Source organism: Streptomyces sp. NPDC054783 (assembly GCF_053611725.1).
Genome location: NZ_JBSHAY010000029.1, coordinates 70,181 through 83,313, shown reverse-complemented (window position 1 = coordinate 83,313; position 13,133 = coordinate 70,181). Strand labels below are relative to the sequence as shown.

Annotated in this window: 11 protein-coding genes; 6 read left to right on the top strand and 5 right to left on the bottom strand. The window is 73.9% G+C overall.

Annotated features, from left to right (window positions below; all coding sequences use genetic code 11):
- Positions 1-10: 10 nt before the first annotated feature.
- Positions 11-892, bottom strand: a complete 882-nt coding sequence (locus ACWGJ5_RS35855; protein WP_453313801.1) for a hypothetical protein — start codon at positions 890-892, stop codon at positions 11-13.
- Between the two features lie 374 nt (positions 893-1,266).
- Here ACWGJ5_RS35855 and ACWGJ5_RS35850 point away from each other — a divergent pair, with 374 nt between their 5' ends.
- Positions 1,267-3,345: a SpoIIE family protein phosphatase gene (locus ACWGJ5_RS35850; protein ID WP_453313800.1), complete on the top strand. Its 2,079-nt coding sequence runs from the start codon at positions 1,267-1,269 to the stop codon at positions 3,343-3,345.
- Positions 3,346-3,357: 12 nt separating this feature from the next.
- On the opposite strand, the gene ACWGJ5_RS35845 is transcribed toward ACWGJ5_RS35850, so the two are convergent.
- On the bottom strand, positions 3,358-4,161 hold the full coding sequence (locus tag ACWGJ5_RS35845) for a putative protein N(5)-glutamine methyltransferase (protein ID WP_453313799.1): 804 nt from the start codon (positions 4,159-4,161) through the stop codon (positions 3,358-3,360).
- A gap of 221 nt (positions 4,162-4,382) precedes the next feature.
- Here ACWGJ5_RS35845 and ACWGJ5_RS35840 point away from each other — a divergent pair, with 221 nt between their 5' ends.
- The 3 genes from ACWGJ5_RS35840 to ACWGJ5_RS35830 all read left to right on the top strand — a co-directional run bounded on the left by ACWGJ5_RS35840 (position 4,383) and on the right by ACWGJ5_RS35830 (position 8,523).
- Positions 4,383-5,969, top strand: a complete 1,587-nt coding sequence (locus ACWGJ5_RS35840; protein WP_453313798.1) for a hypothetical protein — start codon at positions 4,383-4,385, stop codon at positions 5,967-5,969.
- Positions 5,970-6,046: 77 nt separating this feature from the next.
- Positions 6,047-7,285 (top strand): AAA family ATPase, encoded by a 1,239-nt coding sequence (locus ACWGJ5_RS35835; RefSeq protein ID WP_453313797.1) that lies wholly within the window; start codon positions 6,047-6,049, stop codon positions 7,283-7,285.
- Positions 7,282-8,523 (top strand): vWA domain-containing protein, encoded by a 1,242-nt coding sequence (locus ACWGJ5_RS35830; protein ID WP_453313796.1) that lies wholly within the window; start codon positions 7,282-7,284, stop codon positions 8,521-8,523. The genes ACWGJ5_RS35835 and ACWGJ5_RS35830 overlap by 4 nt, the downstream gene beginning before the upstream one ends.
- 88 nt (positions 8,524-8,611) lie before the next feature.
- Here the strand turns inward: ACWGJ5_RS35830 and ACWGJ5_RS35825 are convergent, their stop codons facing one another.
- Positions 8,612-9,748 carry a hypothetical protein gene (locus ACWGJ5_RS35825; protein ID WP_453313795.1) on the bottom strand — a complete coding sequence of 379 codons (1,137 nt, stop codon included), beginning with the start codon at positions 9,746-9,748 and terminating at the stop codon, positions 8,612-8,614.
- A gap of 85 nt (positions 9,749-9,833) precedes the next feature.
- Here ACWGJ5_RS35825 and ACWGJ5_RS35820 point away from each other — a divergent pair, with 85 nt between their 5' ends.
- Positions 9,834-10,274, top strand: coding sequence for a MarR family winged helix-turn-helix transcriptional regulator (locus ACWGJ5_RS35820; RefSeq protein WP_453313794.1), 441 nt, complete (start codon positions 9,834-9,836; stop codon positions 10,272-10,274).
- A 37-nt stretch (positions 10,275-10,311) separates the two neighbouring features.
- Here ACWGJ5_RS35820 and ACWGJ5_RS35815 read toward each other — a convergent pair whose 3' ends face one another.
- Positions 10,312-11,064, bottom strand: coding sequence for a GNAT family N-acetyltransferase (locus ACWGJ5_RS35815; RefSeq protein WP_453313835.1), 753 nt, complete (start codon positions 11,062-11,064; stop codon positions 10,312-10,314).
- A gap of 5 nt (positions 11,065-11,069) precedes the next feature.
- The gene (locus tag ACWGJ5_RS35810; protein WP_453313793.1) at positions 11,070-11,993 is read right to left on the bottom strand and encodes an NADP-dependent oxidoreductase; all 924 of its coding nucleotides are present in this window, start codon (positions 11,991-11,993) and stop codon (positions 11,070-11,072) included.
- Positions 11,994-12,172: 179 nt separating this feature from the next.
- Between ACWGJ5_RS35810 and ACWGJ5_RS35805 the strand changes: the two genes are divergently transcribed.
- Positions 12,173-12,778, top strand: a complete 606-nt coding sequence (locus ACWGJ5_RS35805) for a sulfite oxidase-like oxidoreductase (RefSeq protein WP_453313792.1) — start codon at positions 12,173-12,175, stop codon at positions 12,776-12,778.
- Positions 12,779-13,133: the final 355 nt, after the last annotated feature.

Below are 13,133 nucleotides of genomic sequence, written 5' to 3'. Positions count from 1 at the left end.
CCAGGCGGGCTCAGCCGCGGGAGAACTTGTACGTCTTGCTGTCCGTCAGGATGCAGAAGCCCGGCGACATCACGATCACGCGCAGGACGCCGGTGCGGCGGTCGTAGTCGATGCCCTCGACCTCGAACGTGCCGGAGCAGGCACTGCGCAGCGGCAGCTGGCGCAGGGCTGTGACATGGCCGGTGACGTCTCCTGAGCCGTTCGGCGGGGCCGACAGGTCTATCTGGAGCAGCGGCTTGGTCATGCCGAAGAGGCTGCCGTCGGGGTCGTCGGAGGAGCACAGCAGGGTGGTGGGGCCGGAGAAGTCGCAGCCCTGGACGTCACGGACGGCGTGGTCCAGGTTGACGTTCGAGACCTGCGGGAGGTTCGCCGAGGGCGAGGTGGACGGATTGACGCCGGGGGTCGGGAAGACCAGCAGGCGGTTCATGGTGCCCCACTCGCCGGAGAGCATCCACTGGCCGTCGGGTGAGATCGCGTCCCAGGAGTTGTTCAGGGCCTCGCCGGGGCTCAGCGTGTGGACGTACTCCGACCAGGTGCCGTCGGGTGCCTGCACGCGGTACATCTTCGAGTTGCCGGTGTCCTGCTGGTAGGGCTCGATGTAGTAGCCGTTGTACGAGGCGTCGGGATCGCCGACGTGGTTCCAGCCGCGACTGGAGACACCGAGGGGAATGGTGCCGATACCGGTGTACCGGTTGGGGCTGTTCGCGGGGACCTCCACGGAGGTCAGTCCCTGGCTCTCGTCCAGCGGCCGGGCGCGGTCGGAGCCGGTCTCGGCCCAGGTGTCGGCCGCGGAGGCGGGCGCGGGCGCGGTGAGGGACACGACGGCGGCGGTGGCGAGGGTGACGAGTCCGGCGAGAACTGCATGACAACGTTGCCGGGCGGACGCGGGCATGGCCGACTCCTCGAACGGGGGTGGGGACACAGGGCGGGGCGGGCGGGAACACAGCGTGGGGCGGGCGGGAACACGGCGCGGGGCGGGGCGGGAACACTCGGTCGGCGGACAGTCTGGCGTGGCGCGTTAGTCATGTACAGGCCAATGCAGCAACATGAGCGTGAACTCTCCCGGTCCGCCGAAGGGACGTGCAGGATGTCCGGGCAAGCGGTCGGGCCCCGGCGTGACGGCTTGGGCGGACGTGCACCACTGTGGTGGGAGATGGTGGAGGTAACCGGCGACGGCCTCGGAGAGTCGGGTGTGAACGCGGTGGATCAAGGGGAGTCGGCACGGGGGACGACGTGCCGTGCGGACGGGCGAAGGCGGTACATGGCATGAGCGCAGCCGAGGCTCCGGTGACGGAGGGTGGCGAGCCCGCGCGCGGGCCGGTGCGGCCGGGCGGCCTGCTCGACGTGCTGGGCGTGGCATCGGTGGTGCTGGACACCGCCGGCCGGATCGTGCTGTGGAGCCCCCAGGCGGAGGAGCTGTTCGGGTACGGCGCGCAGGAGGCCCTCGGCGAGTACGCCGCCCGGCTCATGGTCCACGAACGGCACTTCGAGCTGGTCGGCAAGCTCTTCGCCGATGTGATGCGCACCGGGCAGAGCTGGGCAGGCGGCTTCCCGATCCGGCACAAGGACGGCGGCACCCGCCTGGTGGAGTTCCGCAACATGCGGCTGCTGGACGACCGCGGTGACGTGTACGCGCTCGGGCTCTGCGCCGACCAGTCGACCCTGCGGCGGCTGGAGCAGGACGTGGCCCTGTCCGAGCGGATGGTGAAGCAGTCGCCGATCGGCTACGCCGTCCTGGACACCCAGCTGCGGTTCGTCTCGGTCAACCCGGCCCTGGAGAAGATCAACGGGGTGCCCGCCGCCGAGCATGTGGGACGCACGCTGAGCGAGGTGCTGCCCATGCTCGACTCCGAGCCGGTGGAGACCGACGCCCGGCGGGTGCTGGACACCGGTGTGCCGGTCATCGACAACACGCTGATCGGCCGTACCCCCGCCGACCCGGACGAGGACCACACCTGGGCGCATTCGCTGTACCGGCTCGACGACGCCATAGGCAACGTGCTCGGCGTCGCGGTCTCGGTCGTCGACATCACCGAGCAGCACCGGGCCTCCCTGGAGGCGGAGGCCGCGCGGCGCCGCCTCGCGGTCATCGCCGACGCCTCCGCCCGGATCGGTACGACGCTCGACCTGGACCGCACCGCCTGCGAGCTGGCCGAGGTCGCCGTACCGGGACTCGCCGACGTGGCCGCCGTGGACCTGCTGGACTCGGTGGTGGAGGGCCGGCGCAGCACGCTCGGCCCGTCGGAGCCGGCGGTGATCCGGGCCCTCGCGGTACGCCCGCAGGACGGCTCGGACGTGGTACGGGCCGCCGACCCGCCCGGCCGGATCGCGACGTACGAGCCCGACCGGCTGATCACCGAGTGTGTACGCTCGGCCGAGGCGGTGCTGGTGCCGCACGTGAAGGACGAGGACCTGCCGCGCATCGCCCGCTCCCCCGAGGCGGCCGAGCTGCTGGGCCGGGCGGGCCTGCGCTCGTATCTCGCGGTGCCGCTGATCGCGCGCGGCGAGGTGCTCGGCGCCCTGGACCTCAAGCGCACCCGCAATCCGGCGCCGTTCGACGAGGACGACGTTCTGCTGGCCCGGGAACTGGCCGCCCGCGCGGCCGTGCAGATCGACAACGCGCGCTGGTACCAGAACGCCCGCAACACCGCCCTCACCCTGCAGCGCAGTCTGCTGCCAAGCCGTCCGCCGGTGACGACCGGCCTGGAGGTGGCCTCCCGCTACCAGCCCGCCGGGGCCACCAGCGAGGTCGGCGGCGACTGGTTCGACGTCATCCCGCTGGAGGGCGGCAAGACCGCGCTCGTGGTGGGCGATGTGATGGGCAGCGGGCTCGGCGCGGCCGCGACCATGGGCCGGCTGCGCACGGCGACCACCACGCTGGCCGCCCTGGACCTCGACCCGGCGCTGCTGCTGGAGCACCTGGACAAGACCACGTCGGCCCTGGACCACTCCATCGCGACCTGCATGTACGCCGTGCACGATCCGCATACTCGCCAGTGCCGGATCGCCAACGCCGGCCACCTGCCGCCGGCCCGTCTCCGCCCGGGCCGGCCTCCGGAACTGCTCGACCTGCCGACCGGGGTGCCGCTGGGCGTGGGCGGGATCGCCTTCTCCACCGTCACCGTCGACTTCGAGCCCGGCGACGAGCTGGTGTTCTACACCGACGGGCTGGTGGAGACCCGCCGCCACTCCCTGGACGAACGCCTGGACCTCCTGCTGTCCCTGCTCGACGACCCGGCCCGCCCGCTGGAGGAGACCTGCGACTTCCTTCTGCGGACCCTGCACCACCCCGACAACCACGACGACGTCGCCCTGCTGATCGCCCGGGCGCAGGAACTGCCGTAGCGGGGACGGGCCTCAGGGCCGCAGGCCGATCACCACGTGCGCGGACAGCTCCTCGGACACCGCCAGACGGGCCGTCAGGCCCGCGTCCGCGAAGGCCCGTACGGCGGCCGGTGCCTGGCGTTCACTGGTCTCGGTCAGCAGGCAGCCGCCCGGTGCGAGCCACTCGGGTGCCCCGGCGGCCACCCGGCGCAGCACGTCCAGGCCGTCCGCACCGCCGTCCAGGGCGACGCGCGGTTCGTGCTCGCGGGCCTCGGCCGGGAGCAGGGGCAGTTCGGCGGTGGGGACGTACGGCACGTTGGCGGTCAGGATGCCGACGCGGCCGCGCAGGGCGGTGGGCAGGGAGTCGTAGAGGTCGCCCTGGTGGACGCGTCCGTCGAAGGCGGCGAGGTTGCGCAGGGCGCAGCGTACGGCGGCCGGGTCGATGTCGGCCGCGTGCACCTCGGCACCGTCCAGGGCGGCGGCGAGGGCCGCGCCGAGTGCGCCGGAGCCACAGCACAGGTCCACGACGACGCCCGCCCGCGGCGCCTGGGCCAGCGCCTGGTCGACCAGGAACTCGGTACGGCGGCGGGGGACGAACACTCCCGGTTCCACCGTGACCCTCATTCCGTGGAACTCGGCCCAGCCCAGGACGTGTTCGAGCGGGTGCCCGGCGGCGCGCCGTTCGACCATCGAGGCGGCTTCCTCGGGCGTGCGGGCGGTGGCGAGGATCAACTCCGCCTCGTCCTCGGCGAAGACACACCCGGCGGCGCGCAGCGCGGAGACGAGGGCGGCGGGGGGAAAAGGGGAAGAAGAAGACAGGGAACCAGGAGAGGACATGGGGGCCGAAAGCCTTTCGGAGCGCGGGACTTCAGGGCGCTCTCGCGGTCACCGCTGCCGGTGCACCATCCGCGACCGGACGCCCAGCCTACCGCAGGGGGACACCCGGTTCCGGGCGGGAAAAACACCTGGCGCGGTGCCGGGCGCGCGGCTACTCTCGCCGCGATGACGACTCACGCCTCGCAGAGATTGGGGGACCCGTCCACGCAAGGTGAGCGCTGATGCTCCCTTCCACCGCGTACGGGGATTCCCGGCTTTCCATGTGGCTGCGCGTACGGACGTACGCCGTGCCACCGTCCATGATCGAGCTCGCCACCGCCCGCCGTGCCGCCGGGGACTGGGCCGGCGCCTGCGCCGCCGCCCGGATCGACGTCGACCTCGATCTGCGTTCCGTCGCCCGCGCCCACGGCCGGGAGATCGCGGCCCGGCTCCGCGCCGACCTGCGCCGTCTCGCCCCGGACCTGCTGCGCTGGCACATGCCGAGGATCGCGCCCGACGGGCTGCTGCGCCCCGGCCTGACCCTGACGCTGGCCCGGTACGAGCGGCCCGGCCGGGCCGGACCCCTGCACCTGGTGGCCCGTACCCCACCGGCCTGGGCGGACGCCGGCCAGCGGATCGGCCTCGCCCTGTTCGATCCGGCCGACACGCCCGCCGGCCGCCATCCCCATCCCCGCCCCAACCGCCGCTACCGGCTCGATCTGCACCGGCACCTGTGGGACGCGAGCAGGGCCGGCGAGCTGCGCGACCGGTCGGGCGCCGGCGGTCCCGCGCCGCCGGACCACGATCCGCTGGGTCTCGTCCCGCCCGGACATGGCTGTGCCGTCGGCCGGTGGGCGGCCGAGGCGGGCATCCTGCTGTGCGCCGACGGACACACCGGCGGAACCTTCGCCGTACGGCTCGGCGGCGGCCGCCGGTTGCTCCTGACGGTGGCGGCGGACGGGAGCGACACACCGGAGCCGACCGAGAACCGGTGCGGGGCCGCCCAGTCCGACAGGCCGCGGCCCTTGGCCGGGATGCGGCACCGCGGCCAACCGCACCACATCGCGGACGGGCACGACGCCCCGGATCCGGCCGAGCGCCCACGCGCAGCCTGCCCAGGCGACGGCGCACCAGGCCCAGCCGGGCTGCGGCACCGGGTCCCGAACCGTGACGGTGCGCCGTGCCTGCTGATCGTCGACGAGCTTCCGCCGGGCGGTATGTCCGCCGTACCGGTGCTGCCCGATGCGGCGACTTGGGTGGCGCCCGATCTCGAGTTGCTGCGTGCCGGACTGATCGGCGCCGACCGGCTGCATCCCCTGGTCGCCGCCGCGCTGCTGCCCGGCCCCATGACGCCCGCTGCGCTCCGCGTTCCGGATCCGGTGGAACGGGCTCGTCAGGTGGAGTGCGGGGGAGCCACGCACCGGATCGGCCTGGTCGACGGTGTCCTCGTTCCGCTGGACCACGCTCCGGACGAGATCCGGCGCGAGGAGCTGCTGGCCGCGCTCGGCGGACCGCCGCTGCCCTGTCTGCGGGTCATCGACGAGGCGCACCGGCGCCCCGACTGCCTGGCCGGTGTGCGGGAACGGCTGGACCACGGTGACACCGAGGGCGCGCTGGCCGTCGTCGAGGGGCTGCTGGGCCCCGGCGCGGTGCTGCGCGAGGGGCCGCTGCGGGACGAGCTCACGGCGGCCGCCGAGGGGCGCATCGCCTACGGGCTGTACCGGGCCGGTCTGACCAGCCCGGGCGGCACCTCCACCGACCCGAGCCGCCGCACCGGCCGAGGCCGCCGCCCCGCCCGACGGCAGACCCGAACCGTCACGTTCTTCTGAACCCTCTTCTGAACCTCCTTTCTCTTCCGCTCTCTTCCGCTCTCTTCCGCCACTTCACACCCTTCAGGTGATCCCACATGACTGCTGCCACCACTCCTGTCTCCCCCGTCCCTCAACTCGATGTCGCCGAAGCCCTGTTGGACCTGCTCCGCGACACCACCACAGAACCGCGCTCCGACGTCCAGCTCGAGGCGCTGACCCTGGCCGTGGCCGCCGACCTTCCGGTGCTGCTGTGGGGCGAGCCGGGCATCGGCAAGACGGCGGCGCTGACCCAGCTCGCCGGTGCCCTGGACCTGCCGTTGACGACCGTGATCGCGAGCGTCCACGAACCGTCCGACTTCTCCGGCCTGCCCGTCGTGGGAGACGATCCGGCGGTGCAGGGCGTCCCGATGGCCCCGCCGGACTGGGCGGTGCGGCTCGTACGGGCCGGGCGCGGACTGCTGTTCCTCGACGAGCTGTCCACCGCTCCCCCGGCGGTGCAGGCGGCCCTGCTGCGGCTGGTGCTGGAGCGGCGGATCGGCGCGCTGCGGCTGCCGCCCGGGGTGCGGATCGTGGCCGCCGCCAACCCGCGCTCCTCGGCGGCCGACGGCTGGGAGCTGAGCCCGCCGCTGGCCAACCGGTTCGTGCATCTGCAGTGGGCCCACGACCACGACGTGGTCGTACGGGGCCTCGGGGGGACCTGGCCGCGGGCGACCCTGCCCCGGCTCGATGCGGAGCGGCTGTCCGAGGCCGTGGCCTTCGCCCGGCGCGCGGTGTGCGCATTCCTCGTCGCGCGGCCGGGGCTGGTGCACCGGCTGCCGAGCGGGGAGAGCCGCCGGGGCGGGGCGTGGCCGTCGCCCCGGAGCTGGGAGGCGACCCTGCGGCTGATCGCGTTCGCGACCGCCGCGGGATCGTCGCGGGACGTGCTGTCGTTGCTGGTCCGCGGCACGGTGGGGGACGGTCCCGGGCTCGAGTTGCTGGCCGGCCTGGACCGGATGGACCTGCCCGACCCCGAGACGCTGCTCGCCGACCCCGCGGGTGCCGAACTGCCCGAGCGCGGGGATCTGCGGCAGGCCGTGCTGGACGGGGTGGTGGACGCGGTCCGGGGGCGCCCGGAGCGGGCCCGCTGGGACGCGGCGTGGGCGGTGCTGGTACGGGCGCTGGAGACCGGGGCGCCGGACGTGGTGGTCGTGCCGGCGACCACGCTGGCATCCTTGCGCCGGGAGGACTGGGACGTGCCGGCGGCGGTGGAACGGCTCGCCGGGGTGGTGTCGCTGTCCCGGCATGCCGACGAGGCTGCCCGCCGGGTCGCGCGGACCGCCGGGGCGGGCCGATGACGGCGGACGCGCCCGGCACGCTGAACCTCGGCAAGCTGTTCGCCGCACGGCTGCACGCGGCCCGCGTCCGGCCCTACCTGGCGACGGCCCTGTTCGCGCTGCGGCCGGTGGAGTCGCGGGAGGTTCCGACGATGGGGGTCGACCGGTACTGGCGGTGCTACGTCTCCCCGGCGTTCGTGGACCGCACACCGCTGGAGGAGCTGGCGGCGGTGTGGGTGCACGAGGTGGCGCATCTGCTGCGCGACCATCACGGGCGCAGCGAGCGGTACGCCCGCGAGCGCCGGCTGTCCGGGCCCGCGGAACGGCTCCGCATGAACATCGCCGCCGACTGCGAGATCAACGACGATGTGTACGGCGACGGGCTGGTGGAGCCCGAAGGCGCGGTGACACCCGAGAAGTTGGGGCTGTGCCCGGGCGAGCTCATGGAGGACTACCTGCGCCATTTCCGGCTCGGCCCGCGGCTTCAGCGGCTGGCCTGGCTGGACTGCGGCAGCGGCGCCGACGGGCTGGACAGGGCGTGGGAGCTGGGGCCGGACGGCGCGCACGGGCTCAGCGAGCAGGAGCGGGACGCGGTCCGGTTCCGGGTGGCGCAGGGCATCAAGGCCAGCCCGGGAGACACACCGCAGGGCTGGCGGCGGTGGGCGCAGGAGGTGTTCCATCCGCCGCAGCCCTGGCGCCAGTTGCTGGGCTCGGCGCTGCGGTCGGCGGTCTCCGCGCCGGGTGCGGGCGAGGACTACAGCTACGGCCGTCCGGCGCGGCGGTCGGCCGGGCTGCCCGGGGTCGTCCTGCCGAGTCTGCGGCGCCGGCCGCCCCGGGTGTGTGTCGTCATCGACACCTCGGGGTCGGTCAGCGACGCCGAACTGGGCAGCGCGCTGCTGGAGGTGGCGGCGATCTGCCGGGCCGCGGGCGGCCGGCGGGACCTGGTCTCCGTACTGTCCTGCGATGCCGCGGCCCGGACCGTGCAGCCGCTGTGCCGGACGGAGGGCATCGAGCTGGTGGGCGGCGGCGGGACGGATCTGCGCACCGGGTTCGCCCGCGCGCTGCGGACCCGGCCGGATGTGGTCGTGGCCCTGACGGACGGTCAGACTCCGTGGCCGGACGAACGGCCGCCGTGCCGGACGGTGGTGGGGCTGTTTCCCCGGGCCGGCGGGTCGTACGACGAGGACGATCCCGACTACCTGCCGGACGCGCCGCCGGCGTGGGCGCGGGTGGTGACGATCGGGTCGGCGGCTGGATGAATGGGCGGGTGGGGCCCCGTCCGAGGACGTGTCGGCAGGGAGCCCCCGCCCGTCGCCGGGCGCGCTCCCTGTCCCTGACGTCCTCGGGTCAGACGCCGACGGTCTCCTCGATCTCTTCCTCGGCGGCCTCCCCGGCGTCCTCCTCGGCCATTTCCCCGGCCTTTTCCTCGGCCGCCCGCGCCGCCTCCGGCCGGGCCGGCACCACGGCGGGCGTGGCGGTCGTCGCGGTCGCGGTCGCGGCGCCGGTGTGGCCGGCCGCGTGCCGGGCCCGGCGGGGCCGCTCGTACAGGGCCGCGATCCCGGTCACGACCAGGCCCACCAGCAGCCAGATGCCGAGGGTCCACACGTTGCGCGCAAGACCGTCGTCGCCGAAGTACAGCAGGCTGCGGACGCCCTCGACGAATCCGGCGCCGTTCCAGAAGGCGTGCAGCGTGCCGAAGAAGCCGTTCTGCAGCTCGGGGCGGAACAACCCGCCGGAGCTGGTGAAGTTGAGCATCACGAACAGCACCATCATGGTGAGCGTGGTCCACCGCTTCAGGAAGGTGTGCAGGCCGACGCCGATGAAGAGGATGCCGGCCGAGTACAGCCAGGCCATGCCCCACACGCCCGCGAGGTCGTGGTGGGCGAGGTGGAACACCGGTCCGGCGAGCAGCGCGCCGATGCCGCTGACCACGGCGGAGACAGCGAGCGCGAGCAGCGCCCGCACCCGCATCGAGAGGGCGGCGCCCGCGGCACCGAGGGCGGCGACCGAGGCGTAGGAGCCGATGCTGAGGGCGATCAGCAGGAAGAACAGGCCTTGCCCCGTGGGGTCGTCGGCGACCGGCTCGGCCAGGTCGGTGACCTTCAGCGGCACGCCCTCCTTGGCGGCGACCGGTGTGAAGACCTTCTCGACGGCCGTCGCGCCCATGTCGGAGGCGGCGCTCGCCACCAGCAGCTCGGGCGCCTTGGCGCTCGGGACGTAGGCGCCGGTCACATCGCGGGACTTGAGCAGGCCGACGGCGTCGGCGCGGCTCGCGACCGTGCGGACGTCGAGCTTGTCCCCGGCGGTGTCCTTGACCGTCTGGGCGAAGACCTTCGCCTGCGGGGAGCTGCCGACGACGGCGACCGGCAGGTGGTGCGGCTCCGGGGTTACGAAGGCCCCCATGTACGCGAGCCCCATGCCCAGGCACATCAGCAGCGGGGTGATCAGGTGCGTGAGCACATGGCGCAGTGCGGGTGACCTCATCGCGCGCGACCTCCAAGTAGTTGGCTTATACAACTCTCACATCAAGTTGTACTATACAACTAGAACGCCCGGAGGAGGTATTCCCGTGAGCGCAGCGGAGTCGGCCGTCGAGACGATCCAGCGCGAGATGACCATCTTCGCCCGCCGGGCCCGCGCCTCGGCGGGCCGCATGCATCCCGAACTGTCCCTGGTGTCGTACACCCTCCTCGGCCATCTGGAGGAGCAGGGCGGCTGCCGGGCGACGGACCTGGCCGCCCACTACGCCCTGGACAAGTCCACCGTCAGCCGCCAGGTGGCCGCGCTGGAGCGGGCCCGGCTGATCGAGCGCCGTCTGGACCCGGAGGACCACCGGGTCCAGGTGCTGCATCTGACGGAGGCCGGCCGGGAGATCCTCGCCCAGGTCACCCGCAGCCGCCGGGCCGCGTTCCGGGAGCGGCTCGCGGGCTGGCCGGAGGAGGACCTGGTGCGCTTCGCGGCCTACCTGGAGCGGTACAACGCGGGTCCGGGCGCGGCCGGGGCCGGCTGACCGGCGGCTTTTCGGGGCGCAGTACCGGGCGGGAGGTTCATGCCACCGGCACCGCGGTCCGCTCGTCGGCCAGCCGCTCGGGGGCGCGCGCCGCGAGGAACGCCGTACGGCGGCGCAGCCGGAAGCCGAGGGACTCGTACAGCCGGATCGCGCCCGTGTTCCGGGCGCTCGTGTGCAGGAAGGGCGTCTCTCCGCGCTCCCGTATGCCGTGCGCGACCGCGAGGATCAGCCGGGTGGCGAGGCCTTCGCCGCGGAAGGCGGGGTCGGTGCAGACCGCGCTGATCTCGGTCCAGCCCGGCGGGTGCAGCCGCTCCCCGGCCATGGCGATCAGCGCGCCGGAGCGGCGGATGCCGAGGTAGGTGCCGAGTTCGACGGTCCGCGGCAGGAACGGTCCGGGCCGGGTACGGGCCACGAGGTCGAGCATCTCGGGTACGTCCGCCGGGCCGAGGCGGACGGCCTCCGCGTCCGGCGCGGCGGCCAGGCCGTCGTCCACGAACTGCACCCCGTCGATCCGGAAGGTGATCTCCCAGCCCTCAGGCACCTCGCCGCGGTAGCCCGGCAGCGGGATCTCCGCGCCGGGACCGGCCAGCGCGGCCAAATCCGCCCAGTCCCGCGCGTCCGGTTCGTCGGGCAGCGCCGGCCAGGGAGAGACGTCCAGGGGGTAGCGCAGCACGCGGCCGCGCCGCTCGGCGAAGTGGGCGTGCGGGCCGGTCAGGGAGGCGAGGGCGGGGTTGTCGAGGACGTGCGGGGCGTCGGCGGCGGGGCCGTCGCCGACGCCCGCTCCGGCTATGAGGCTCACGCGGCCACCTCGATCACGATCTTGCCGAGGGCGTGCCCGTCCTCGACCGCGCGCAGCGCCTGGCCGGCCTGCTCCAGCGGGAAGGCGCGGGTGATGTGCGGCTTCAGAGCGCCGCGTACGGCGAGATCGGCCACCGCCTCGAGGACGGCGGCGGTGCGGACCCGCTGGACGGCGGCGCCGCCGAGCGCGGCCACCTCCGCCTGCGGCGAGCCCGCGGTGACCAGCTTGCCGCGGTCCTTCAGCAGCTCGGCGGCCTCGGTGAGCACCGGGCCGCCCACCAGGTCGTACGCCCCGTCGATCCCGTCCGGCGCGGCGGCCCGCACCCGCTCGGCCAGATCGGGCCCGGAGGACACGTGCACCGCGCCCAACGACTCCACGAACTCCCTCTTGCCCTCGCTCGCCACGCCCACGACCCGCAGTCCGAAGGCGCGGGCGATCTGCACGGCCGCACTGCCGACGCCGCCGCCCGCGCCCGTCACCAGCAGGGTCGAGCCCCCCGGCAGGTCGAGCTGGCGGACGCCGTCGTAGGCGGTGGCGGCGGCGACCGGGAGGGTGGCGGCGTCACCGAAGGACAGCGCGGCGGGCTTGTGGGCGGTCATCTCGGCGGTGAGCAGGGCGTACTCGGCGTATGCGCCGTGGAGGGCGCTGCCGAACACCTCGTCGCCGGCGGCGAAGCCGGTGACCCCCGGGCCGGCCTCCTCGACGACGCCGGCGGCCTCGCTGCCGAACACCACCGGAAAGACACGCTCGACCTCGCCGGGGCGGCGGAAGCCCTGGCGCAGCTTCCAGTCGACGGGGTTGACGCCCGCCGCGCGGACCGCGATCAGGATCTCTCCGGGGCCAGGACTTGGACGGTCGAGACCGATCAGCGCCTCGGCCTCCGGTCCTCCGTGCCGCATGTAGACATACGCCTTGGGCATGCTCTTCCCTCGCTTCTCTCGCGCTGTCACCGGTCTACCGGTGCCGGCATCGAGCGCAAAGGAGAAGCGCCGCAGAGCTATTCCCCAGGCCCGAAAGAGTTCATACGGCCGCAATCATCCGGGCGTGCGGGATGGTCACCAGGGACGGAGCACCTGGAACGACCACGTACGGTTGAAGGATGAACGTTACGCGAGGCTTCACAGGCCGCCCGCGCGTCCACAACCCGGGGCTGCCGCCCGGGCAGTACGACGCGGGCGAGGACTGGCCCGTCCTGTCCGCCGAAGTCACCCCGGACCTCGCACCGGCCGACTGGTCCCTCCGGCTCGACGGCCTCGTCGAGCGGCCGCACACCTGGGACTGGGAGGGGGCGCACGCGCTGCCGGCGTCGGCGTACGACGGCGACATCCACTGTGTGACCGGCTGGTCGAAGTTCGGTGTGCGCTTCGGCGGAGTCTCCCTCGACGCCTTCTTCGATGTGGTCCGGCCCCATGTGTCCGCCACCCATGTGCTCGCCCGCTCCCACACCGGCTACACCACCGATCTGCCGCTCGCCGACGTCACCGGCGGGCGGGCCTGGATCGTCTGGGAGTACGACGGCGAGCCACTGCCGGCCGAACACGGCGGCCCGGCCCGGCTGCTGGTGCCCCACCTGTACTTCTGGAAGAGCGCCAAGTGGATCGCCGGCCTCACACTCCTCGACCACGACGAACCGGGCTTCTGGGAAGGCAACGGCTACCACGAACGCGGCAACCCCTGGGAGGAGCAGCGGTACTCCGGTGACTGACACGGCGCCCCACACCCCCCGTCCGGAACGAATGATTCCGACCGCGGCCCAGCCTCCGGCCCCGACCGACGGCACCACGACCCCGGAGCCGACGACTCCCCCACCGGACACGACCGCCGGCACCACGGCACCGCAAGCAGGCGCTCGGCCGCGGGAGGAGCTTGCCCACGCTGCCGCCCCGGGCCCGGCCCCCGCCGAGGCCGCGGCCGTGAGCACGGCCCAGAACCTGACCGCCAGGGCCGTACCCGGGAACCGGAACCCGACGACTCCGGCCCCGGATGCGGCCGCCCCCCACACGACCCCGGCCCCGACCGCCCCCGCCCCGCCCTCCAGCACCGCCGTCCCCGCCGCGCGT

What these genes read in the sequence shown, in the direction of transcription:
- ACWGJ5_RS35855 (WP_453313801.1), bottom strand. Translation starts at nt 892, where the DNA reads ATGCCCGCGTCCGCCCGGCAACGTTGTCATGCAGTTCTCGCCGGACTC.
- ACWGJ5_RS35850 (WP_453313800.1), top strand. Translation starts at nt 1,267, where the DNA reads ATGAGCGCAGCCGAGGCTCCGGTGACGGAGGGTGGCGAGCCCGCGCGC.
- ACWGJ5_RS35845 (WP_453313799.1), bottom strand. Translation starts at nt 4,161, where the DNA reads ATGTCCTCTCCTGGTTCCCTGTCTTCTTCTTCCCCTTTTCCCCCCGCC.
- ACWGJ5_RS35840 (WP_453313798.1), top strand. Translation starts at nt 4,383, where the DNA reads ATGCTCCCTTCCACCGCGTACGGGGATTCCCGGCTTTCCATGTGGCTG.
- ACWGJ5_RS35835 (WP_453313797.1), top strand. Translation starts at nt 6,047, where the DNA reads ATGACTGCTGCCACCACTCCTGTCTCCCCCGTCCCTCAACTCGATGTC.
- ACWGJ5_RS35830 (WP_453313796.1), top strand. Translation starts at nt 7,282, where the DNA reads ATGACGGCGGACGCGCCCGGCACGCTGAACCTCGGCAAGCTGTTCGCC.
- ACWGJ5_RS35825 (WP_453313795.1), bottom strand. Translation starts at nt 9,748, where the DNA reads ATGAGGTCACCCGCACTGCGCCATGTGCTCACGCACCTGATCACCCCG.
- ACWGJ5_RS35810 (WP_453313793.1), bottom strand. Translation starts at nt 11,993, where the DNA reads ATGCCCAAGGCGTATGTCTACATGCGGCACGGAGGACCGGAGGCCGAG.
- ACWGJ5_RS35805 (WP_453313792.1), top strand. Translation starts at nt 12,173, where the DNA reads ATGAACGTTACGCGAGGCTTCACAGGCCGCCCGCGCGTCCACAACCCG.